Raw genomic sequence first — 22,204 nt, 5'->3', positions numbered from 1 at the left:
AGATTTTGAAAATCCTTCAAAACCAGTGTATCAGCAGTAAAAAGCAGTACCGCATAAATCATAGTGTATTCTACCAGAATGGAAGTATATTTTCAAGAATAATTCCGGATTCCCTATAGTCTAATTTGCCATAATTCATGTATGAATTTTAAGCATAATGGACAGATACTAATTTTAGTATTGATCTTTGGGATAAGCACATTTTCAGGAAATGCTCATGCCATTCAAGATTCAGTATCAGTGGGAAATTTTCCACGAGATATAGACTTCGATCCATTTTTGAATAATCTATATGTCCCAAATTATGAATCAGGTACAATTTCTGTAATAGATGCCACTAATATGATTATCAAAAATACAATCAGCATAAATGAAAATAATTCAAATCCTACTAGAATAGCTGTAGATAAAAATCAGCATTTGATATATGTCACAGACAAAATATCTGGTACACTTACTATAATTAATGGAATAGATGAAAAAATCATCAACACGTTAAAGATAGGAGAATCATTATGGGATATAGAAATTAATGAAAAGAACAACAAAATATACATTTCAGACTTGATTAAAAACGAAATAATTATTCTTGATAAAAATAATTTTAAAGTAATTGAATCTATATTTGTTAATTCAAGTCCTTGGTCAATTGCAATAAATCAAAATACCAATAAAGTGTATGTTGCAAGTGGTACTTCAGAAGTAATCAATGTAATTGATGGTGAAACAAATAGTTTAATTGATGAAATTAATCCAGGAGTAAAACCTTGGGGACTATCAATTAATGAAAAGAGTAAAATTCTCTACGTCTCAAGTTGGGATTCTAATGAAATTATAGTAATGGATATTCAAACTAATCAAATAATATATGAAATTCCAATAATATCTGGAGCATGGCAAATGACTACAAATCAAAACAATGGAATAACTATAATTTCAAATGAGCATTCAAATGAATTATATCTGCTAGATGAAAATTCTAAGAAAATCCAGACAATTTCTGTATTAGACTCACCACAATCTATAGTGGCATCCCCAAATACAAATATAATTTATATTACAAATCCTTTATCTAATTCAGTTTCTTCGGTCATTTATGATTATGATAGTTATAGTCTTACACCAATTATTGAAGAGGTAATCAAGGGCAATGATTCAGTAAATGATGAATTAATTTTAGAAGTAATTCAGGGGATTACAAATATTCCCCAACGTGAAGATTTTGACACAGATATAATCTCAGGACTTTTAAAGAATTTAGGAATAACAGGTGAGTTTGATGGGAATGGAATTGCACAAATTCTATTAGATGATTATAATGAAAAGAAAAAAGTGCAACCAAAAACAGCTCAAGTACCTACCTGGACGACTGATCTAGCTATGATGTTTAGCGATGATCTTGGTAATCAGCCAAAGAAAGAAATCAATTGTGATGATGATGTATTTTTCCCTATTAACGATATTGACAACGTTAACCCATTTGATATTTGGGTAAGTATTCTACCCATCTGTGCATTATCTTAGTCATCAGTATTTTTTTTGATAAATAAAAATGATGTTCCAAGAATTCCAATCCCTAGAATAATTGCAAGGATAATTGCAGAAATGTAAACCAAACTAGGGATTGAGGACAATAAGTAGCTTAATTCAGTTTGATATAATGGGCTAGTGGCAATTCCTGCAAAAATTAAAGATATTGTAATCAAGCTTCCAAACACGTTTGTTCCAAACAAATGAATCCAAGATATCAGAGTATTAAATTTAGTAAATCCACTTTGCAGATTTGTTTCAATATGATTATAAAATATTCCAATAGTTGCCAAACCAGCAGTTAATCCAATTTGGAGTACAAATCCAAAAAAGAAAATTCCCAAATTATCTGTAAATGCAAATTCAAACATATTTTGTGGATTTCCATTGAATACAAAAAGTTGATTAAGAAATAGAGCTATAGTCAATCCAGTTACTATTGCACCTTGAATCATTGCAGATATGATGAATTTTTTGCCAAATTTTCCAGGTTTTGATTCATCAGAAACTTCAAGAAATGCTCGTTTTGAAATCTTTTTTTCTAGATTTGCATAATCGTTAAATTTTTCTAACAATTGTGCTTCTTTTTTAGAATCATATTCAAATTCATCAAAATTGTCAGAGTTTTCAAATCTCATAGAGATAATCACCAGTATTTGCATAATATTATATAATGTGTGCCAATTGAACGAACTGTATCAAAGTAAAAATCATTTTTTCTTGTTTGGTATGAACAGACAATATATGATTAACCACAAATTAACTAAAAAAATATGTCAAAACGAATTCTTGTAGCAGAAGACAATAGATTTACTGCTATGCAGTATGAGAAAATACTCCAAAGTGGAAATCACGAGGTAGAAATTGCAAAAGATGGAGATGATTGTATTAAAAAATACATCAAAAGTATGGATGATGTTTCAAAAGAAAGTAAATTTGATGTGCTAATTTTAGACCATTCTATGCCACAAAGAAACGGTGCAGAAGTAGCATCAGATATTTTATCATTAAATCCAAAACAAAAAATTATTCTTGCATCAGCATATGCATTATCAACTGAAAGGAATTTTTCAAAATTAAAAGATAAAATATTATTTCTTCAAAAACCATTCCAATTATCAAAAATTCTAGAACTAGTCTAAATTCACAGTAAATTATGTTATATCAATTATTTCTCATAGTTTTTTCAATATCATCCATAACTGAATCTTTCCAAGTAAGATCAAAGTCAACTATTGGCAATTCAATTTCAAAAACAGGGTGTCCATTTTTATTATATGCCAAAATTCTTCCATTATGAGCATCAATAATTTTTTTAGATATATACAATCCAAGTCCGAAACCTGAAACTTTGTAATTTCCTTTAGTTACAAATTTTTTGAAGATTTTTGGCAGAACATCATTTGGAATTTCAGGACCAGAATCACTTATGAATATTTTTATAGTTTTTTTATCTTTAAGTAGATTTGTTTGAATAGTTATATCTCCAGTTGCTGTAAATTTAATACAGTTATCCATAATATTTCTGAGAACCTGTTTAATTCTAGTTTTGTCAAGATTCATTACAACATCTAAATCAAGTCTAGTCTTTATCGGTACTTTTCTATCAGGGTTATAATGCTCAGAATCTAGAACTTCAGAAATTATATCATTTATATTATTTTTCTCTAAATGTAATTCTAATTCATCATTTTCAATTTTTGTGAGATCAAGTACGTTATTTGCGATATTTTCTAAATTCAGGGCAATATTAGATATTCCTTCTAGAGCTTCTTGTTTAGAAATTATGCCTGTTTTAGCAAGTTCTACAAATCCAAAAATTGGTTGTATTGGACCCTTGAGCTCATGAGATGCAATTGAAATGAACTCTTCTCTTTTCTTATCTACTTTTTTTAATTTTTCATTTAATTTTTGGAGGTTTTTTGTTTGTTCTTTAATTTCATTTTTAAGATTTTTGTTTGTTTGATTGAGAAAGAAGACCAACATCGAGGTCACAACCCCCACCAAAATAATCATAGTCCACTGCAAAATCTGAAAATCAGTAATTATTGCATCTACAGATAATTTTGAATGTACTGGGATTATCTGAAGCATTTGCTCAATATCCTCAAGTTTTTCAAGTAATTCGTATTGCAAATATTTTAAATTCTCATATTCTAGTAAAAATCCACCAAAATCCCCATCATAAAAATAGGATAATGCATTAGATGCACTATTTTCATATTCCAAATGTAAATTATAGTACAAATTAACAGTATTTTCAAGATCTAGTGATTGTTCATCTACCAAAATTTCATCAATTTGATTATTGTCTAGAATTAATCGATTAAAATCATAAATTTTATTTTTAATTTCAGTATTATATATCCAAAATGTCCCAACACCTGTCAAATGTTCTTCAGATTTTAAACTTTCAAATATTGTCATTTGTCTTTCATACTTTACTTTAATATCATCAAAATTAGATATTTTTTGATTGTAATCTAAAATAAAGTTGTAATTCTGATTAATATCATTCATTGTTTTTATGGTGTAAATTGAAACAACCCCCAACAACAAAATTATCATTGATATACATATTCCAATTCTAAACTGAGAATGACTAGAAATTTCTAACAACATTTTGTTTAAATTAAAACTAACTTGAATTACTGCTTGTTTAGATTAAACAGACGAATTTGTTTGTTCAAAAATTTAGAACAATTCCTTTTGATATAGAAAAAGCGTAAAAAAGCATGACTAGTGCAATTATTGTAGATGATGATTTTGATACAGTAGAAGTATTTTCAGAATTTCTTTCATTACAAAATATTGATGTTATTGGCAAAGCATACAATGGATTAGATGGGATAAAATTATTTGAGGAAAAACATCCAGATATTATTTTTTCAGATCTTTGGATGCCAGAATATGATGGATTTTATCTAATAACAAATTTAAGAGAAAAATTTAAGGATGCAAAAATAATTATGGTAACAGCAGATTTAACTCAGGAAACAGATAAAAAATTAAAAGAATACAATGTTGATGCGATAATTTTCAAACCTTTCAAAATAAATCAAATTATGAAAGCAATAGAAAATGTTTCAAATAATACAAAGCCCATTATTTCAACATAGATTATAAATAATAGAGAGAGGACTAAAAATATGAAAGTTCTAATTGTTGAAGATGAAATTGATTTATTAGAAGAGTATAAAATTTTCCTCGAATCAAATAATCATACTGTTTCATTGGAAATGAATGGAGAGTCAGGACTAAAAACATATTTTAGTAATTTTGATTCCAATTCCGAATCCACCCCATATGATATAGTAATTTTAGATTATCAGTTATCAGGGAAAAATGGCATGCAAGTTGCATCAGAAATATTGGCAAAATGTCCAAATCAAAGAATTTTATTTGCCTCAGCATATGTTGAAGACACATTAAAAGAATCAATTAAGACTTTGAAACAAATTGTAGAACTACTTCAGAAACCATTTGGATTGCAAAAACTTTTGAATGTAATTGAAGATACCACAACATACGAAGAATTAGCCAAACTCAATGTAGACATAAAAAATCTAAAAGAACTTGAACCCACTCATGCACAAATTAGCACTTATTTGGAGATTATGAAAAAGATTCATGATAAATTAGAATAGATTATGAAGTCATATTCTGTTTAATTTAATCATACAACTTGCTTTAAAATTTACATAATAATATTTAGCATGCAAGTATATGCGCCACAACAAGAAAAATTCTCAAAATCACTTTTTAAAAAAATTCTAGTCCCATTTGACAATTCAAAAATGTCAGATAAAGCATTTTGGCATGCAATAAATCTGAACTTTAGACACAAAATAGAAATAATTATTGTTTCAGTTTATCATAGCGATCATCTATCAATTTCATTTTTAGATTATAATGCACATCAGACAATTATAGAAAGAGAAAAATTAAATGAAATTAAATTAAAACATAAAAAATTAAAAGAGATTTCTCAAGAACGTGGGATTGAATGTAGATCTTTTGTAGCAGCTTCATCCTCAATAACTCAAACAGTAATGTCTTACATTTATTCAACTAAAGCTGATCTGGTAATTATGGGCACAAGAGGAAACGGTTCTGATAGAAAATTAATGTTAGGAAGTGTTTCTCTTGAAGTATCACAAAATTCACCAGTTCCAGTATTGTTAGTAAAATGATTTTACAATAAAACATAATCAATATTTATTAAAAAAATTAGATAACGTTTGTGTAAAAAGAACACACATATGATAATACTAGATTTGTTTGAGAAATATCTGATTGCAAAAAACTTTAGAGAAAAAATCAAATGAAAATATTTCTAGTGAAAAAATCAAAGAGGAACTCTTTCATAAATTTTATGAAGCAGTTAATTATAAAGATGAAATAAATTTTGATAAATATTCAATTAATGACATTATTAATGAAAAAGTTGAAAAAGCAATTAACGAGATTGTAATGAAAATCATTAATACAAAAACAACATTGACTAGTTCAAAAAATGTAGGTGAAATTGCTAAAAATTGTGAAAAGTTTTTTCAAGATTCAAATTTTGGAATATTTGAGTACACACAAAAATCAGGTAGAAATAATTTTAAAGTCACTCATAAATCAGGAGATAATGGTACTAAATTTTTAAAAAAGTTTTTTGAGAAAATATTCAAATCATGTTTAAAGAATTATTCTTATCACATAATTGCTAATGAGAATTCTTTATGTATAATTTTCAGATAAATTAATTATTTGACATTAATTGTTCCTTAATGGATGGAATATGTTCATTAATGTGGATTGAATGCATTTCTTTCTTCTTTATAGAACCAACAAGGGTTACATCTCGTGCAAGAATACTATCAGTGAGCCAATCTACACAGATTTTTAATTTTTTACCAAATGTTGGAATTTTTGACATATAATATGCCCTCCAAATTACCCATGCAGAAATTCCAGTGATATTTTTTCCTGCAATTGTAGCAATTCCAACTCTTTCACCAATTATTGCCATGATACCTAAACTATGAAAAGTGAATTTTTTAAATTTACTTTGTTTTTTATATGTAAGTAGCAAATTCTCAGCCACAGTTTTTGCTTCTCTTATTGCATGCTGTGCAGTTGAAGGGTAGTACGAGTTCAATGAATCATCCTTTATTAATGCACAGTCACCTAAAACAAAAACATTTTCTTTATCTTTCATTCTCAATGAACCATCTACAATTATTCTTTCACCAATACCATGTTCACATTTTAATTCAGAAATTACTTTATCCATTTTTGTTCCACCTGTCCAAATCAGTGTAGCGCAAGATAGTTTCCCACCATTACTTAATTCTACATTCTCCTCATCAGCATCAATGGCTTTTGTATTTTTTAGAATCACGATTCCATCTTTTTCAATAAACCTAGTAGCTTTTTCAGATAATTTTTCATTGATTTCAGGTAAAATACGATCTTTGGCAGAAATTAAAATGACATTAACATTTTTTGGATTTATCGTAGGATATGACTTTGAAATAGAATTTTTAATAAACTGGTTTATTTCACTGACTGTTTCAACTCCTGCAAATCCTGCACCTACAACTACAAATGTTAACAAGGTTCTTTGTAATTCATAATTTCCTGTTTGTGCAGCGTGCTCCAACATGACAATTAGATGATTTTTAATTGCTATTGCATCAGATATTGTTTTCATTGTGAAAGAATGTTTTTCAAGATTTTTATTGCCAAAGAAATTTGTTTGACCGCCTAATGCCAATACTAAATAATCATATTCTAGTGTTCTGACTTTATTATCAAATGATCTTTGAATTGTTACTAATTGTTGCCTTAAATCAATTGAATCAATTGATGCATGTAAAAATTTGGCTTTTTTGCAAAAATATCTTACAGGTATTGTAATGTTACTAGGATGTAACAATCCAGATGCTACTTGAGGCAACATAGGCGTAAAAAGAAAGAAGTTTTCATCAGACACAATAGTAATTTCAACGGATTCGTTTTGAAACTTTTTTTCAATTTTATTTAATACATTAATTCCACCAAAACCACCACCTAAAATCAAAATTTTCTTTATAGATGGAGAAGTGCTTTTATGAATTCCTATGTAATGAGCGTAATATTTTGATTCAGAATCAAATACAAGATCACAGCAATTACAATTAATTACAGACATGAATAATTAAATTTGAACAATCTAAAAACAACCTGTCTGTTTGGTTTCAACAACAGATGTATTTTGAGAAATAATTTGAAGGTAAATTGAGTGATTGAATCAAACAAACACTAGGTAATATTTTCAATTAAAGTAGAACTAATATGAATTATAAAATAATATCTTCAATAATGATTGTAACAGTTTTACTTTTAGCACAAACGGTGTCAGTTGTAGATGCACATCACGATGCAGATCCTAGAAATAAAGAAGCAAGAAGTACTGCAGAGGTAAAAAGTGAAGATTATGATAATCAAGGTAATAAAAAAGAAGTTATTGAAGAAAAGAGAGCTGCTTTTCTAGCATACAAAGAAGCATTTCTAGCATGGAAAACTGCCAAAGAGAATTATAAATCAGCTAAAAGTTCAGGAGTACAAGATGACATTGATGCAACAAAAGTGATTTTTGATGCTGCAAAAATTACTAAAGATAATGCATATGAGGATTATAAAGAAGCATTAAAAAAGAAAGCAAGGTAATATTTGTATTAAAAAAATTTAAAGTTAAAATAATTTAATTTGTATTAATATTTTTTAAAAATAAATTTCCTAGTAATACCCAAAAATATTGCAACCTCCATAGTTTCTATTACCATTATTTGCCAAAAATACATGACCCATCCCCCCATCATTTGATCAGTAACTGCCAATACTACAGAAAAAATTTCAAAATTTTGTATTGTTAACATTGGTAATGCAGCAATTGCACCAACTTGCTCTTGAGGAGAAACTTGAGAAGATATTTGATTTATCACATCAAAATTCAAATTAGAGTCAATAAGTATTCCCTGATTTCCAAATTCAGTGATTACTTGTTCTTTTAAAATATGATATTCAGTATTTCCAGCATGAATGCAAGAAATTGTCAAAATGCCCATTGATAAAAACAATCCAGTTTGAGAATAAATTATCCATTTTCGTTTTCCTTTATGATTTTTAGTAATTTGTCGAATGAACATTTTGCCAAAAAATCCTAATTTTTCTTTTTTTGATAAATATAATATCAATGCAAAAACTACAGTAATTATCCCAATAGAGCCTATCCATCCATCAATAAAAATTACTTTGGCAAAAATTCGTAGTGGAACCAAAATTACTATTAAAGAGAATGTCACAATTAAAAATTCAAAAAAAGGATGAAGTAAATGATCTTGGTTACTTTTTTTAATTAATGCCATAAATTAGAAATATCATCAATCCATCTAGAAATCAGCTAGTTCAAAAAAAACACGCAATATAATTTATCAAATTTTGTTTTTCTAGATACAGATAAAAAATAGTAACGAGTCAAAACTAAGAAAAACAGCAAAAAGATCTTTTTTGTTGGACGTTAGTCTGGTCTTTGATGGAACACTATTTTTATCAATTTTTTTTCTTTTGAAAATTATATTTATGGTTTAAACATGGATGGAAGATAATCTTTGTATTTATCATATTCAGATTGTGATTGCCATTCCTCATTTATCATCCCAGAGTTTTTGAATGTGATTATTTCTTGAGTAATTTTTCCATATTCTAGCATCAAAGAATGTTTAAGATCTAGTATATCCTCATCACCAATGTAAGAGTCAATTGCAGTCATGTATTTCTGATATTTGATTTGGAAATTTAACAAGTTAGAATAATATTCATCTTTACCAATTTTCTCTGTAGAATAATCAAAGCTTACTCGATTATAATCGTCACTTAGTTTCATTCCATTAGCAAATATCTTTTCACTTTCTTTAAGATCTGGAATTTTTGTTTCTTTACGAATTTCTTCCTCAGTGATTTCTCTGAGTTCGTTTAGAGTATGATCTTGTTCAGATTTTTCTTTTGATGCTTGTTCAATAAAGTCCTCGCCAACTTTTAAAATTGCCGATTGACCTGTAAGTTCAAGTTCAGAATATTTTTCCCCCTCAGTATTATTCATTACAAGAAGAAGTGGAATTGCAATTAAGGGCAGTAAAAATAATAATTTGTTCATTTCTTCTTCAAATTAATATCAAGAGGAATGATATTAAAAACAAGGTCAGGCAAAACAAAATACAGGTACTTATTAACTAAAAATTTGAAAAAAGCAAAAGAGCTTAAGACCAAAAACACAAAGTTACTTGGTGACAGCTCAATTGCAATGTATGTGTATCATACGAACCAATTTTCATAAAACAATGAATTGTTCAACATCATTGACTAGAGTCAATAAACAATTAGAGTGATCATGTAGGATTTACAAGAATAATTTAGAATTTTTGGGATTATTTGAAGAATTTGGTAAACCAGTATTCTATCAGGATTTGATGAACGAAATCATCATTAAATTTAGAACATTACCATAAAAATTCAGAATAGTAATTAGATTTATTTATTATTGGCATGGCTAAGAATCAATTATGGCAGGTATAGACAAGGCTGCAATTGCATTTTCTATTGCAATAGTAGCTATAGGCGTAGGTATTGCATTCACTATGGGTGCAGCGCAAGATGCCGCTCCTGTAGTCTCCGCTCCAAGTGTTTCAACCAAAACTATAGAGCCAAAAACACAAGCAGATCCATTTGCAGATATTGCAGAAAAGGTGAAGCAAGAAGCTCCAAAAGTTGAAGAAAAAAAGGTGGAGAAATCTCAGGAAAAACCAGCAGAAAAATCTGTAGATATTGAAGAAAAAGTCAAGATGGAAGAAACTCCAAATGACAAAGCTATGGAAAAACCAGCAGGACCAACAACACATACTGTTGATATTCCAGTAGGCACTTCAGTTCCAGGATGTGAAGAATCTAATGCATGTTATTCCCCAGCAAATATCACAATAAATGCTGGCGATACTGTGAATTGGGTTAACACAGACTCTGCAGCACATACAGTTACTGGTGGAAGTCCAGCAGATGGTCCATCTGGCGTATTTGATAGCAGTCTAGTCATGGCAAGTGCAGAATTTGCATTTACCTTTAATGATTCAGGCAGTTACGATTACTTTTGCATGGTTCATCCTTGGATGGTTGGCAGTGTTACAGTAAACTAACCAAAAAAATCCTTTTTTCTTATTTTATTTTATTTTTCCTAATTGTTCTATTATATGCAACACCAAATCGATGAGTTTCATCTCTAGCATACTGTAAAATTTTCAATGATGGTTTGGCTCTTGGAATTACAATAGGATTTTTATTTTTTGGAACGTAAACTTCTTCATTTTCTTTTGCCAGAGAAATACAAGGAAGTTTTAATCCTAAAGATTCTAGAGAATTTATTGCCGCATTAAGCTGACCTTTTCCACCATCAATTAATATCAAATTAGGTAATTGTAATTTATCTTCCAATAATCTATAATATCGTCTTTTAATTATTTCACCAATCATTGCAAAATCATCTCTTCCAGAAACAGTTTTAATTTTGAATTTTCTATATCCTGCTTTGTCGGGTTTTCCATCTACAAATCTAGACATTGAACCAACTGCAAAGTCAACACCATGATTAGAAATATCAAAGCATTCAATTATTTTAGGAATTTCAGATAAATTTAGAATTTCTTTTAATTCAATTAATCCAGGTTCGCCTCCCTTTGAATGAATCAATCGAATATTTTTTAAAATCAAATTAATAATTTCTCTTCGCTTTCCTTTAGTAGGAGTGGAAATTTGCACATTAAATCCTGCCTGCTCTGAAAGTAAAGATTCCAATAATTCTTTTTTTTCAGGAATCTCACTGACTAGAATAAATTTTGGGATTTTGTGAGTAGAATAATACTGGAAAAGAAAATTCGAGAAAGAGTTATCCCCCACTAGATCAAAAAAGAATTTATCACTATCTCGAATCACGCCATTAATCATTCTAAAATTCATCACAGTAACAGACTGCTCCAGAATACCAACTCCAAAATATTCCTCATCGGATTTATCAACATATTCCATTTTTTGTTTAGTTTGAAGGCTCCCTAGTCTCACCAGAGTATCACGAATATCTTTTGCCCGCTCAAATTGTTGGAGTTTTGCTGCTTGATGCATCTCTTCTTCAAGTTTTTTTGTAAAGATTTTTGTTTGATTTTTACCCTTTAGAACATCTTCCAATGCAGAAACATGTTTTGAGTATCTTTCCTGAGCGTCTTTAAATTCACAAGGCCCTTCACAATTTCCTAAATGGTATTCAAGGCATACTTTTTTTGGTAAAGTTTTACAGATTCTAATTTGAAAAGCTTTTCGTAAAGTTCCAATTGTGAGTAATTTTGAGCTACCCTGAGTAAACGGACCAAAAGTTTTTCCTTTACCTAAAAATTTACCATCTCTAGTTCGTCTTGCAACTAATAAGCGAGGATATTTTTCATCAGAAATTCTAAGATATGTGTATCTTTGCTGATCTTTTAATTCGATATTGAATCTTGGACGATATTTTTTTATCATGTTTGATTCTAAAAGAAAAGCCTCACTTTCATTATCTGTTAAAACAAATTCAATGTCAGAAATTTTTTCCACAAGTTTTTGTGTCTTGTAATTTTGATTTTTTGTAAAATATGACTTTACTCTGTTTTTCAAATTTTTGGCTTTTCCAATATAGATTATTTTTTTATCAGAATCTTTCATCAAATAAATTCCAGGGTTAGTTGGAACATTTATTGTGGAAATATCAAGGGTCATTTTTTCAATAATTTTCTCAAAAACTTTCCTGTATAACTCCCTAGTGCCTTTGATACTGTTGCAGGTGTACCAATAGTCACAATTTTACCACCTTCATCTCCCCCTTCAGGGCCAAGATCAATTATCCAGTCAGAATTTTTTATGACATCCATATTATGCTCAATTACAACAACAGTATTTCCCAAATTTACCAATCGATTAAGAACATCCAGTAACTTTTGAACGTCGGCAAAATGCAGTCCTGTAGTAGGTTCATCTAAAATATAGAGAGTTTTCCCAGTACCACGTTTTGAAAGTTCTGATGCAAGTTTGACTCTTTGAGCCTCTCCACCAGATAGAGTGGTTGATGATTGGCCCAGTTTAATATATCCCAATCCAACATCATGGACGGTTTGTAATTTTCGTTTGATTGATGGGACATTTTCAAAGAAATTTAATGCCTCATAAACTGTCATGTCCAAAATATCTGAAATATTTTTACCCTTGTATAACACAGATAATGTTTCAGTGTTGTATCTTTTTCCTTTGCACTCATCACATTTTACATAAACATCAGACAAAAATTGCATCTCTATTTGTTTAACACCGTCTCCATCACATGCAAAACATCTGCCATCTGCCACATTAAATGAGAATTGTCCTAGAGCATAACCGCGTTCTTTTGACAAAGCAGTATTTGCATATAGTTCTCTAATTGGAGTAAATGCTCCAATGTACGTTGCAGGATTTGATCTAGGAGTCCTCCCAATTGGAGATTGATCAATTGCAATTACTTTATCTATATTTTCTAAACCAGTGATTTCTTTGTGATTGCCTGGTCTAACAGTTGTTTTGTAAAAATGACTTTCTAAGGTTTTAAGTAATACATCATTAATTAAAGTAGATTTTCCAGAACCTGAAACCCCAGTAACTGACACGAATAGTCCCAAAGGAATTTCAACATCAATTTCTTTAAGATTATTTTCAGATGCTTTTTTTATCGTTAGTGAGCCAGATCTGTTTCGAGTTTTATTTTGTAAGGATATCAAAGAACTATCCTTTAGATATGCACCCGTAACCGAATCACTTCCATTGAGAATTTTTTTCACAGTTCCTTCAAAAACTACATTTCCCCCATGAATACCGGCACCGGGACCCAAATCAACTATCCAGTCTGAATTTCGTATGACTTCTTCGTCATGCTCTACTACAATGACAGAATTTCCAAGATTTCGTAGCTTATTTAGCGTTTTAATTAATCTTGCATTATCACGCTGATGCAAGCCAATTGTAGGCTCATCAAGAACATACAATACACCAGTAAGATTAGAGCCAATCTGAGTAGCCAATCTAATTCTTTGAGATTCACCTCCAGAAAGGGTAGAGCTCAAACGGTTTAATGATAAATAATTCAAACCAACATTCATTAAAAATTCCAGACGTTCTTTAATTTCTTTTAGAACATCTTTAGCAATGTATTGTTCATTTTTATTTAATTTCAGAGTAGAAAAAAAATCATAGCAATGATCAATTGACATATTACAAACATCAATTATTCCTTGTTCATTAATTTTCACTGCAAGAGATTCAGGTTTTAATTTTTTACCATCACATGTTGTACATGGAGTATCTCGCATGAATTGTTTTAGCCATTCACGTTTTGATTCAGAGTCAGTTTCCATAAATACTCGTTGAAGATTTACAAGTACTCCTTCAAATGCATCAGTGTATTGCCAAGAAGAATCTCCAGATTTTGAACGGTATTTAAAATCAATTAAATCAGATGTGCCATGTAGAATAATATCAAAATGTTTTGGTTTAATTTTTTCCAATGGAGTCATCAAATCAAAACCAAATTTCATTCCAACTGCTCTTAATGCTTGTCTTCTAAATGATGAGAATCTACCACTCCATGGAACAATTGCACCATCCAAAATAGATTTTGATTTATCAGGAATTACCAAATCAGCATCAAATTCCATTTTAACTCCCAATCCATTGCAAGTTTTACACATTCCAAATGGGGAATTAAATGAAAAAGAACGTGGTTCTAATTCACCAACAGTCAAGCCACAATAAGGACATGCATTATTTTGTGAGAAGATTTTTTCAGTTTTATCAGTTGCAATCATCACATCGCCTTTAGATGATTTAATCGCTGTCTGAATTGCCTCAAATAATCTTGATCTTTCTGATTTTTCAGCAGTTATTCTATCAACTATTATCTCAATATTGTGCCATTTTTGGCGATCAAGTGAAGGAATTTCATCATCTAGGCTTAAAATTTCGCCGTTAACACGTATTCTAGAATATCCATCCTTTTTGATTTGCTCAAATAATTTCTCATATGTCCCTTTTTTTCTTTGAATGATTGGAGCCAAAATCAGAATTTTTTTTCCTGAAAAATCTTTCAGTACAGAATCACATATTCTCTCAATTGATTGTGTAGATACTTTTCTGCCACAATTTGTACAGTATGGAATTCCTATTCGTGCATAAAGTAATCTCATGTAATCATAAATTTCAGTTGTAGTACCTACTGTAGAACGAGGATTTTTACTAGTGGTTTTTTGTTGAATTGAAATAGCAGGAGACAATCCTTCAATAGAATCAACATCAGGTTTATCCATCATTTCTAGGAATTGTCTTGCATAGGCAGAAAGTGATTCAACATACCGCCTTTGACCTTCAGCATAAATTGTGTCAAAGGCCAAAGTAGATTTACCAGAGCCTGACAAACCAGTAATAACAACTAATTTATTTTTTGGAATATCAATATCTAAATTTTTTAGATTGTGGTGTCTAGCTCCACGAATTTTTAATTTATTTTCGGTCATCTTTGAATTGAATCTCCTTTTCTAGTCTTTTTATTCTATCTCGGCATTCTATTGCTCGCTCAAAGTCTAGATCTTCAGAATATTTTTTCATTTGAGCTTCCAAATCAACAACGTCATTATGTAAATCATGAATTGATTTTAATTTAGATTCATCTAATGCCGTTTCTTGTTCGGGTACGGATTTTATTATTGTCTTCGGTGTGATATTATGTTTAAGATTATATTGAATTTGTTTTTCTCTTCTACGTTTAGTTTCATTCATCGCATTTTTCATAGATTGGGTATTGTTATCAGCATACATTATCACAGTCCCATGTTCATTTCGTGCTGCCCTACCACATGTTTGAATTAAACTGGTAAAATTTCTCAAGAATCCTTCTTTGTCTGCATCTAAAATTGCTACAAGTGATACTTCAGGAATATCCAATCCTTCTCGTAGTAAGTTGATTCCAACAAGGACATCAAATTCACCAAGGCGTAATTGCCTGATTAATTCAGTTCTTTGTAATCCCTCAATTTCTGAATGCATGTATCTGACCCGAACTTGTTTTTTTGAGAGATATTCTGCCAAATCTTCAGCCATTCTTTTAGTAAGGGTTGTAACTAAAACACGCTCAGATACGGCAGCTCTTTTGTGAATTTCATTGATTAAATCATCCATTTGGCCTTGTGTAGGCCTAATTTCGACCAATGGATCTAGCAATCCAGTGGGCCTTACGAGTTGTTCGGCAATTTTAGATGAGATTTTTTTCTCATAATCAGAAGGAGTGGCTGAAACAAATATCGTATTTTTGACATATTCTTCAAATTCCTCAAATTTCAGAGGTCGATTGTCATATGCACTTGGCAATCTAAACCCATATGTTACAAGTTCATTTTTACGTGAATGATCACCTTTGTACATCCCATGTAGTTGGGGTAGGGTTACATGAGATTCATCAATTACCAAAATATAATCATCTCCAAAAAAATCCATCAAACAAAATGCCTTTTCTCCAGGGGATCTCCCATCAAAATGTCGAGAATAATTTTCAATACCAGAGCAATACCCTAATTCTTCAATCATTTCCAAATCATATTTTGTTCTCATTTCAAGTCTTTGTTTTTCTAATTCATTTAATTCAGGTAGTCGTTTTTGTAATTCTTTTTTAATTGAATTAACAGCTTTTTTACGAACATCTTTTGCTATAAGATAATGCTTTGCAGGAAAAATCTTCATTTGAGATACTTTCTTTTTTTCTTTTAAAGAAACATGATCAAGTATGGTAATTTTTTCTATTTCGTCTCCAAACATAGAAATTCTCACTAGATCTTCAGAATATGCAGGAGTTACATCAATAGTATCACCTTTTACTCTAAAGTTTCCAGGTGCGACTTCAATATCATTTCGTTCATATCTTGCATCGATAAATTTTCGAATTATTTCAGTTCGTTTAATTTCTTCTCCAGTGTTTATTGTAATTGCCAAGTCTTCCCAATCCTTTGGATTTCCCAGAGAGTAAATACATGAAACAGTAGATACAATTATTGTGGGCTCTCCAGATAAAAGCATCGCAGTTGCTTCTAATCTTAATTTTTCAATTTTTTCATTTATTTGAGTATCTTTTTCAATATATGTATCAGTTTGAGGAAGATAGCTTTCTGGTTGATAATAATCATAATATGAAACGAAATAACCAACATTATTTTTAGGGAAAAACTGTTTTAGTTCCGAATAGAGTTGAGCTGCTAAGGTTTTGTTATGTGATATCACAAGTGTATTTTTCCCTGTTCGAGCAATGACATTTGCAATAGAGAATGTTTTTCCACTTCCAGTAACTCCAAGTAAAGTTTGAATTGATTTTTTATTTACACCTTCAACTAAAGTGTCAATTGCTTGAGGCTGATCCCCAGTAGGTGAATACTCAGAGACTAATTCAAATCTAGATGATTGTTCCAACATATACAATCCCTAAAAACTGAACTTATAGCTAACGTTTCTTAATTGAAACCCACAGGTAAACAAAAAATAATTTATAGTAATTAACATAGATTGAAAAAAATGATTAGTAAAAATACTATTTATCTATCTTTAATGGAGGATTGAATTTTTATTTTATCTCCGGTGGATAGTTGAAGATCGTGCTTGAATTCTGCATGAGCAACTATTTTCTTCATCAAAGTTGCAGTGTCATTAGCCGTTGTTGACCAAGTACAGTCTTTGACCAAGCTAGAGCATGTGTAATTTTTTACCACAATTCCAAATAATTTAAAACAACATAGTACATGTGTATGTTTGATTTGAATAAACTTGTAATAGTATAGAAAAATATAGTAACTACCAAATGGGCTCATCAATCATTCTTAGACCATCACTAGTTTCTTCAAAACCCATAATTTTTAGAGTTTGTTTAGATGATGGGGAATTTTTTTTCAGAATGTTTTTTGCAAGTTCCATTCTATCTTCAGGCTTCAAGTATTGTCCTATTTTGTATTTACCATGAATTGTGTTCGGAATAATTTTTATTATACTAACAGCATCTAAAACGCGCATTTCAGATTCAATTGGATCGTATTTTCCTTCTGGCTGATATTTTTCCATTAGACCATTAAGTGCAAGTGTTTTTTCATCCCTATTAGTTACAAACGTTCCAGTTCCTTTAACTACAACACTGATGTACAATGTATCTGCAAGTGATGCATTATGAGGATCTTCAAAATAAGAAGGCAAAAATTCTAGTTCTTTATCTGCCTCAAATCCAACTTTATTATTCCTTGAAATATTATCTAATTTTTCACCCTTTACATGAGAATGCATGTAAATTGCATCATTGAGAAATACAAAATTCATTGGAATAACTTGAGGAAATCCATTGACATCAATACTTGATAGACGGCCGACATGCTCGTCATGTAGAAATTCTTTTATTTTCTCATATGATCTAATCTGAAGAATTCCTACTAGCTGCATAAATTAAATGAGATAAATAATATTATAAATCCAGATCATAAAAAATAGCTAAAATACAAGATAGATGAAAAACAAATATGGATGATCCATATCTTGATGAATTAAAAAATGATTTTAAGAATTATTCTGAACAATTAAAAAAATTAAAAAAGAAACTTCTAAAGGCAGATTCGACAGAATTACAGACAAAAATAATCAAACAGATTGACTCTATTGCAAATAAAATGGAAAATAATCAAAAACAGTCAGTTAAAGTAACAAAATCCAGATTAAAGGAAATAAGAAAAAAATCAAAAAGAAATGAGCAGTATTGAGATTGACTTTTTCTATCATACTTTTTATGAATGTAAATTGCTAAATTTAGCTTAAAGATTCCAATATAGATGAGTAAAATTGATGAGGAATATGAAGATGCGACTCAAAAAGTACTAGAACTTTTAGAGGAATGGGGTTCAGAGTCAAGATTCATCTGGTTTAGAGAAATACATAGAATTACAGACATTGACAAGGGATTACTACGGAATATTCTCAATGAATTAAAAAAATCAAAAGAAGTTAAAGACATGCATGGTACAAATAATAGAATATTTTTCTGCCTCAAAAAATACTATATCAAATGCAGAGATGTTGAATTTAGGTTTAAAGGAAAAGAGATAATGTTGAAGGATGGAAGCAAAACAAAAATTATTCAGGGTTCAACAAATGCAACAGAACGTACACGTAAAAGATTGGAAAAACAGAAAAACAAACGCAAGGCTAAGGCATTTTCAAAAGCTAAAAACAAAAGACCACATAAATCATAAAGAATCTTCAGATTGTCTTCTAGAAAAATTAAATTCAGCACGTTTGAGTTTTGAAGATTCAGCAACATCTTCAGTCATATCATACAGATTATGGAGTTCCATATTTGGAGTTAATTCATCTTCTTGCTCATCATCTAAATCAAATTCCAGATTTGCCAAGATTTCGACATTTTCATCTAAAATGTCAAGACATTTTTTTACAGAGTCAGGAAGATCGTCCTTCATAATACATCATTAAAATAAGCTAAGTAAATGATTTTCTGTATCAAATAATATGGAACAAGTTATTGTTTGGCTTTTGCTCTAAGTGCAGGCATAACATGACTTGCAAATTTATCAATAGAGCCAAAGTAGTTCTTGCCCCAGAATCGAATTACAAAGTGATTAACACCAGCATCCATGAATCGTTCAAATGTTGGAATAATATCTTCAGGAGTTCCAACAGCAGTAGATGAACGTGCTATTTTATCTGGAATTTTAGTAGCTGCTTCTCTCATTTTAACAATCCAACTTTGATCAGACATGGAATATTCTGTAAAGTATTTTACGAAATCAAATCCTTCAATTTCTTTTAATCCATGAACTCTCAAAACTTCAGGTTTGAATAAACTAACTTTGACAGCTTCTTTCATTTTTGCCCAAGACTCTTCCGCATCTTCAGAAAAGTAAACATCGATATCTAAGGCCATTTGGAAGTTGTCTTTTTCTTCCTGAGTTCTATTATGTTTATCCATTGAAACTTCGATTTGTTTTCTATGATCTTCAAATAATTCAGGGGTGTAACCAATTGGCAACCAACCATCACCAAGTTTACCTGTTAATTCTAATGTTCGCTTTCCACCAGAAGCCATGTAAGTTGGAGGACGGGGTTTTCTAATTGGTGGTGCTTGCAAACATGCACCTTCTAATTGATAATATTTTCCAGTATAGTCTACAGTGTTATCTGGAGTAGAGTTATACAAAGTATGAATAACTTCAATTTGTTCTTCCCATTTTGAAACTGGTTTTTCAAATGGAATACAAAATTCTTTTAGATTTTGAGCCTCACCAGCGCCTATTCCAAGTATTGCCCTACCTTTTGAAACTCTATCAAGAGTAATAGCTGCTAGTGCAATATTTGATGGGTGTCTTCTAATTGCATCAGTTACACAAGTTCCTAATTCAACATTATTTGTGACAGCTGCTATTGCAGATAACATAACCCATGGATCTAACACTGTAGCGTTTTTCCATTGTGGTACATTGGTGTGATCCATATAGAAAATTGAATCATATCCAGTTTTATCAGCAAGCATGCAAGCCGTTAAAATTTGGTCTTCAGTATAACCAGCTCTTGCAACATTTAATCCATTTTGAATGCCAAATTTGAGTTTCTTTGAAGCCAAGTACAATTACCTTAGAGTATTAGCATAAAAAGTTTCATCTAGCTGCCAATTTCGCAGTTTATTAAGAAAATAGAAAAAAGGTAAAAAATTTATGAATTTTTTACAAATTACCTGCATTGATATCTTCAAGACATTTAACAACGTCATCTTTGGATATTGGGATTGGGTTTGGATCCAAATGTCCTTTATCAGTCATTACGACATCTGCAGCTTCAGAAATATCGGCTTTGAGTTCTAATTTATCAAATCCAAGTTTTCCCATAGCTTCTTTGAATCTATCATAGAAGATTGACTTGTTATGCTTGTGTGCAACTGTAGTACAAGATGATAAGGAATAGCCATGTGGTACACCTTCATTTGAGAACACATAGGACAAAGCATGTCCCAGAGTTGTCGAGCAATTTCCAAATCCCATTCCAGATAACATTGAACCATATGGGTAGTTTTCTGGTTTGTCATTCATTATTGCATCATAAAGAATCTCAAATGCCTGTTTACATAGAGTTCTAGTCAAGTCATTACCGAGTTTACTATCATAGCCCTCAGTAGCTTGAGCACATGCATCACAGACAGAATTTTTGATGACTTGTTCTGGAGTTCCATTCATAAAATATGAATCAACTACAGCCATGTCGGCCAAAAATCTATCTTCGTGTAACAATTTCTTTTTTCCATCAAATTTCAGAACACAATATGTTGTCATTTCAGCTCCAGTTCCAAATGTAGTAGGAATCAAAATCTTTTCTACACCAAAATCTTGGGCAGCATATTTTACAACATCCATTGAACTTCCTCCACCCAATCCAATTAAAACAGATGGTTTTTTGTCTTTGAATTGAGAAATCAATGTATTGACATCGTCAATTGATGGTTCAGGTTTCACTTGATCATATAACATATAATCCTGAATTCCCATTTTTGCCAACCATTTATCAGAGAGTTCTGGTGGAACAGTTGTAACAACAAGGGCATTTTTTGGATACTCTGTTTGACCAAGTGCGTCTTCTCCAAAGTTGATAACTTTTGGAATACGTACTGTGTGCATAAATCAAAGGCATCATTGATTATTATTATATCATCCGACGAAAAAGATGGGCAATATGTCTCAAAAGAGTATTTTTTGTAAATTATGAAGATATCATAATTTTTTGCCTATCAATCACCAGTATGCATTTGGCATTTATTTAATTCAAAATATTCATCATGTATAGTAGATGGTAAATTGTGTGGTTTTTTTGAGCTTACTGCAATACAATATCATATTATATGATAGAAAATGTGACAGAAATGAACCCTTTACGTTTTAGTAAAATTCTCATAGTAGATGATTCAGATGCATTTAGAGCAAAAATTAAGAGTCTTCTAATTGAGGCACAGGTAGGATATTACTTTTACGAAGCAAAAGACGGGTTGGAAGCAATTTCTCAATATATTGCCAAAAAACCACACATTGTCATAATGGATATTATGATGCCAAAGGTTAATGGAATACAGGCTGTAAACAAAATAATCCAAATTAATCCTTATGCCAAAATCATAGTTACTTCAACAAAAGACAACAAAGAATTAGTCAATGATGCAATTAGGGGAGGAGCAAAAGATTATGTCATCAAACCATTTGTTTCAGGATCAATGGTAATGGCAATTTCAAAACAACTACTTGAAAAGCGTTATGAGAAAAAACTCCCAATAACAAAGATCAATTCAAAAAGTAAACCATTAATGCATAATGGTATAAAATACGGAGATGTTGATAATATTAAAGAAGATGGGGAATTTGAGATGAGCGTAAATGCGGATTCTGAAACAGAGAAACTTTTGGAGGTAGCAAAAGAGATCAAAGATATGGGAAGTTATTACGAAATATTGGTGTAACATGAATAAATTTACAAA

24 protein-coding genes are annotated in these 22,204 nt (G+C 30.5%); 11 read left to right on the top strand and 13 right to left on the bottom strand.

Going from position 1 to position 22,204, the window contains the following annotated elements; translation table 11 throughout:
- The first annotated feature begins 141 nt into the window (after window positions 1-141).
- Complete coding sequence (locus ACW9W3_RS00685) at window positions 142-1,524, top strand: YncE family protein (RefSeq protein WP_457764255.1); 1,383 nt, start codon at window positions 142-144, stop codon at window positions 1,522-1,524.
- On the opposite strand, the gene ACW9W3_RS00680 is transcribed toward ACW9W3_RS00685, so the two are convergent.
- Window positions 1,521-2,168, bottom strand: a complete 648-nt coding sequence (locus ACW9W3_RS00680; RefSeq protein ID WP_457764254.1) for a hypothetical protein — start codon at window positions 2,166-2,168, stop codon at window positions 1,521-1,523. The two genes, ACW9W3_RS00685 and ACW9W3_RS00680, sit on opposite strands and share 4 nt — an antisense overlap.
- A 135-nt stretch (window positions 2,169-2,303) precedes the next feature.
- Here ACW9W3_RS00680 and ACW9W3_RS00675 point away from each other — a divergent pair, with 135 nt between their 5' ends.
- Complete coding sequence (locus tag ACW9W3_RS00675) at window positions 2,304-2,672, top strand: response regulator (RefSeq protein WP_457764253.1); 369 nt, start codon at window positions 2,304-2,306, stop codon at window positions 2,670-2,672.
- 22 nt (window positions 2,673-2,694) lie between these two features.
- Here ACW9W3_RS00675 and ACW9W3_RS00670 read toward each other — a convergent pair whose 3' ends face one another.
- Complete coding sequence (locus ACW9W3_RS00670) at window positions 2,695-4,152, bottom strand: sensor histidine kinase (protein ID WP_457764252.1); 1,458 nt, start codon at window positions 4,150-4,152, stop codon at window positions 2,695-2,697.
- A 113-nt stretch (window positions 4,153-4,265) separates the two neighbouring features.
- On the opposite strand from ACW9W3_RS00670, the gene ACW9W3_RS00665 reads away from it, so the two are divergent.
- The 4 genes from ACW9W3_RS00665 to ACW9W3_RS00650 all read left to right on the top strand — a co-directional run bounded on the left by ACW9W3_RS00665 (window position 4,266) and on the right by ACW9W3_RS00650 (window position 6,279).
- The gene (locus tag ACW9W3_RS00665; RefSeq protein WP_457764251.1) at window positions 4,266-4,649 is read left to right on the top strand and encodes a response regulator; all 384 of its coding nucleotides are present in this window, start codon (window positions 4,266-4,268) and stop codon (window positions 4,647-4,649) included.
- Window positions 4,650-4,679: 30 nt separating this feature from the next.
- On the top strand, window positions 4,680-5,177 hold the full coding sequence (locus ACW9W3_RS00660) for a response regulator (RefSeq protein WP_457764250.1): 498 nt from the start codon (window positions 4,680-4,682) through the stop codon (window positions 5,175-5,177).
- 69 nt (window positions 5,178-5,246) lie between these two features.
- Window positions 5,247-5,723 (top strand): universal stress protein, encoded by a 477-nt coding sequence (locus ACW9W3_RS00655; RefSeq protein ID WP_457764249.1) that lies wholly within the window; start codon window positions 5,247-5,249, stop codon window positions 5,721-5,723.
- A 103-nt stretch (window positions 5,724-5,826) separates the two neighbouring features.
- A complete protein-coding gene (locus ACW9W3_RS00650) occupies window positions 5,827-6,279 on the top strand; it encodes a hypothetical protein (RefSeq protein ID WP_457764248.1) in 453 nt (150 codons plus the stop codon).
- A 1-nt stretch (window position 6,280) separates the two neighbouring features.
- Here ACW9W3_RS00650 and ACW9W3_RS00645 read toward each other — a convergent pair whose 3' ends face one another.
- A complete protein-coding gene (locus ACW9W3_RS00645) occupies window positions 6,281-7,714 on the bottom strand; it encodes an NAD(P)/FAD-dependent oxidoreductase (RefSeq protein ID WP_457764247.1) in 1,434 nt (477 codons plus the stop codon).
- Between the two features lie 143 nt (window positions 7,715-7,857).
- Between ACW9W3_RS00645 and ACW9W3_RS00640 the strand changes: the two genes are divergently transcribed.
- Window positions 7,858-8,232 (top strand): hypothetical protein, encoded by a 375-nt coding sequence (locus tag ACW9W3_RS00640; protein ID WP_457764246.1) that lies wholly within the window; start codon window positions 7,858-7,860, stop codon window positions 8,230-8,232.
- Window positions 8,233-8,276: 44 nt separating this feature from the next.
- Here ACW9W3_RS00640 and ACW9W3_RS00635 read toward each other — a convergent pair whose 3' ends face one another.
- Both ACW9W3_RS00635 and ACW9W3_RS00630 read right to left on the bottom strand, forming a co-directional pair.
- Window positions 8,277-8,843 carry a hypothetical protein gene (locus ACW9W3_RS00635; protein WP_457764245.1) on the bottom strand — a complete coding sequence of 189 codons (567 nt, stop codon included), beginning with the start codon at window positions 8,841-8,843 and terminating at the stop codon, window positions 8,277-8,279.
- A gap of 299 nt (window positions 8,844-9,142) precedes the next feature.
- Window positions 9,143-9,718 (bottom strand): hypothetical protein, encoded by a 576-nt coding sequence (locus ACW9W3_RS00630; protein WP_457764244.1) that lies wholly within the window; start codon window positions 9,716-9,718, stop codon window positions 9,143-9,145.
- Window positions 9,719-10,124: 406 nt separating this feature from the next.
- On the opposite strand from ACW9W3_RS00630, the gene ACW9W3_RS00625 reads away from it, so the two are divergent.
- Window positions 10,125-10,751, top strand: coding sequence for a plastocyanin/azurin family copper-binding protein (locus ACW9W3_RS00625; RefSeq protein ID WP_457764243.1), 627 nt, complete (start codon window positions 10,125-10,127; stop codon window positions 10,749-10,751).
- Between the two features lie 19 nt (window positions 10,752-10,770).
- On the opposite strand, the gene uvrC is transcribed toward ACW9W3_RS00625, so the two are convergent.
- The 5 genes from uvrC to ACW9W3_RS00600 form a co-directional block, all read right to left on the bottom strand.
- Entirely contained in the window at window positions 10,771-12,357 is a 1,587-nt protein-coding gene (gene uvrC, locus ACW9W3_RS00620; protein ID WP_457764242.1) for an excinuclease ABC subunit UvrC, read from the bottom strand.
- Window positions 12,354-15,173, bottom strand: coding sequence for an excinuclease ABC subunit UvrA (gene uvrA, locus ACW9W3_RS00615; RefSeq protein WP_457764241.1), 2,820 nt, complete (start codon window positions 15,171-15,173; stop codon window positions 12,354-12,356). The genes uvrC and uvrA overlap by 4 nt, the downstream gene beginning before the upstream one ends.
- Window positions 15,160-17,115, bottom strand: a complete 1,956-nt coding sequence (gene uvrB, locus ACW9W3_RS00610; protein ID WP_457764240.1) for an excinuclease ABC subunit UvrB — start codon at window positions 17,113-17,115, stop codon at window positions 15,160-15,162. Before uvrB ends, uvrA begins: the two co-directional genes overlap by 14 nt.
- A gap of 119 nt (window positions 17,116-17,234) precedes the next feature.
- Window positions 17,235-17,408 carry a DUF1059 domain-containing protein gene (locus tag ACW9W3_RS00605; protein WP_457764239.1) on the bottom strand — a complete coding sequence of 58 codons (174 nt, stop codon included), beginning with the start codon at window positions 17,406-17,408 and terminating at the stop codon, window positions 17,235-17,237.
- 82 nt (window positions 17,409-17,490) lie between these two features.
- Window positions 17,491-18,123, bottom strand: a complete 633-nt coding sequence (locus tag ACW9W3_RS00600) for a pyridoxamine 5'-phosphate oxidase family protein (RefSeq protein ID WP_457764238.1) — start codon at window positions 18,121-18,123, stop codon at window positions 17,491-17,493.
- 77 nt (window positions 18,124-18,200) lie between these two features.
- Between ACW9W3_RS00600 and ACW9W3_RS00595 the strand changes: the two genes are divergently transcribed.
- Entirely contained in the window at window positions 18,201-18,437 is a 237-nt protein-coding gene (locus tag ACW9W3_RS00595; RefSeq protein ID WP_457764237.1) for a hypothetical protein, read from the top strand.
- A gap of 69 nt (window positions 18,438-18,506) precedes the next feature.
- A complete protein-coding gene (locus ACW9W3_RS00590) occupies window positions 18,507-18,926 on the top strand; it encodes a hypothetical protein (protein ID WP_457764236.1) in 420 nt (139 codons plus the stop codon).
- Here ACW9W3_RS00590 and ACW9W3_RS00585 read toward each other — a convergent pair.
- The 3 genes from ACW9W3_RS00585 to ACW9W3_RS00575 all read right to left on the bottom strand — a co-directional run bounded on the left by ACW9W3_RS00585 (window position 18,921) and on the right by ACW9W3_RS00575 (window position 21,356).
- The gene (locus ACW9W3_RS00585) at window positions 18,921-19,151 is read right to left on the bottom strand and encodes a hypothetical protein (RefSeq protein WP_457764235.1); all 231 of its coding nucleotides are present in this window, start codon (window positions 19,149-19,151) and stop codon (window positions 18,921-18,923) included. The genes ACW9W3_RS00590 and ACW9W3_RS00585 overlap by 6 nt on opposite strands.
- Before the next feature lie 59 nt (window positions 19,152-19,210).
- On the bottom strand, window positions 19,211-20,317 hold the full coding sequence (locus ACW9W3_RS00580; RefSeq protein WP_457764234.1) for an LLM class flavin-dependent oxidoreductase: 1,107 nt from the start codon (window positions 20,315-20,317) through the stop codon (window positions 19,211-19,213).
- Window positions 20,318-20,411: 94 nt separating this feature from the next.
- The gene (locus ACW9W3_RS00575; protein ID WP_457764233.1) at window positions 20,412-21,356 is read right to left on the bottom strand and encodes an iron-containing alcohol dehydrogenase; all 945 of its coding nucleotides are present in this window, start codon (window positions 21,354-21,356) and stop codon (window positions 20,412-20,414) included.
- A 242-nt stretch (window positions 21,357-21,598) separates the two neighbouring features.
- Between ACW9W3_RS00575 and ACW9W3_RS00570 the strand changes: the two genes are divergently transcribed.
- Window positions 21,599-22,186: a response regulator transcription factor gene (locus ACW9W3_RS00570; RefSeq protein WP_457764232.1), complete on the top strand. Its 588-nt coding sequence runs from the start codon at window positions 21,599-21,601 to the stop codon at window positions 22,184-22,186.
- Window positions 22,187-22,204 lie beyond the last annotated feature (18 nt).

The organism is Candidatus Nitrosopumilus sp. bin_68KS (genome assembly GCF_054095825.1).
Note: the sequence above shows the minus strand (reverse complement) of the source record. Positions and strands in the feature narration are given on the sequence as shown.

Coding starts and splice junctions, on each gene's coding strand:
- uvrC (WP_457764242.1), bottom strand. CDS start 12,357: ATGACCCTTGATATTTCCACAATAAATGTTCCAACTAACCCTGGAATT.
- ACW9W3_RS00575 (WP_457764233.1), bottom strand. CDS start 21,356: ATGCACACAGTACGTATTCCAAAAGTTATCAACTTTGGAGAAGACGCA.
- ACW9W3_RS00630 (WP_457764244.1), bottom strand. CDS start 9,718: ATGAACAAATTATTATTTTTACTGCCCTTAATTGCAATTCCACTTCTT.
- ACW9W3_RS00590 (WP_457764236.1), top strand. CDS start 18,507: ATGAGTAAAATTGATGAGGAATATGAAGATGCGACTCAAAAAGTACTA.
- ACW9W3_RS00625 (WP_457764243.1), top strand. CDS start 10,125: ATGGCAGGTATAGACAAGGCTGCAATTGCATTTTCTATTGCAATAGTA.
- ACW9W3_RS00645 (WP_457764247.1), bottom strand. CDS start 7,714: ATGTCTGTAATTAATTGTAATTGCTGTGATCTTGTATTTGATTCTGAA.
- ACW9W3_RS00685 (WP_457764255.1), top strand. CDS start 142: ATGAATTTTAAGCATAATGGACAGATACTAATTTTAGTATTGATCTTT.
- ACW9W3_RS00660 (WP_457764250.1), top strand. CDS start 4,680: ATGAAAGTTCTAATTGTTGAAGATGAAATTGATTTATTAGAAGAGTAT.
- ACW9W3_RS00600 (WP_457764238.1), bottom strand. CDS start 18,123: ATGCAGCTAGTAGGAATTCTTCAGATTAGATCATATGAGAAAATAAAA.
- ACW9W3_RS00570 (WP_457764232.1), top strand. CDS start 21,599: ATGAACCCTTTACGTTTTAGTAAAATTCTCATAGTAGATGATTCAGAT.
- ACW9W3_RS00680 (WP_457764254.1), bottom strand. CDS start 2,168: ATGAGATTTGAAAACTCTGACAATTTTGATGAATTTGAATATGATTCT.
- ACW9W3_RS00675 (WP_457764253.1), top strand. CDS start 2,304: ATGTCAAAACGAATTCTTGTAGCAGAAGACAATAGATTTACTGCTATG.
- uvrA (WP_457764241.1), bottom strand. CDS start 15,173: ATGACCGAAAATAAATTAAAAATTCGTGGAGCTAGACACCACAATCTA.
- ACW9W3_RS00640 (WP_457764246.1), top strand. CDS start 7,858: ATGAATTATAAAATAATATCTTCAATAATGATTGTAACAGTTTTACTT.
- ACW9W3_RS00670 (WP_457764252.1), bottom strand. CDS start 4,152: ATGTTGTTAGAAATTTCTAGTCATTCTCAGTTTAGAATTGGAATATGT.
- uvrB (WP_457764240.1), bottom strand. CDS start 17,115: ATGTTGGAACAATCATCTAGATTTGAATTAGTCTCTGAGTATTCACCT.
- ACW9W3_RS00655 (WP_457764249.1), top strand. CDS start 5,247: ATGCAAGTATATGCGCCACAACAAGAAAAATTCTCAAAATCACTTTTT.
- ACW9W3_RS00585 (WP_457764235.1), bottom strand. CDS start 19,151: ATGAAGGACGATCTTCCTGACTCTGTAAAAAAATGTCTTGACATTTTA.
- ACW9W3_RS00665 (WP_457764251.1), top strand. CDS start 4,266: ATGACTAGTGCAATTATTGTAGATGATGATTTTGATACAGTAGAAGTA.
- ACW9W3_RS00595 (WP_457764237.1), top strand. CDS start 18,201: ATGGATGATCCATATCTTGATGAATTAAAAAATGATTTTAAGAATTAT.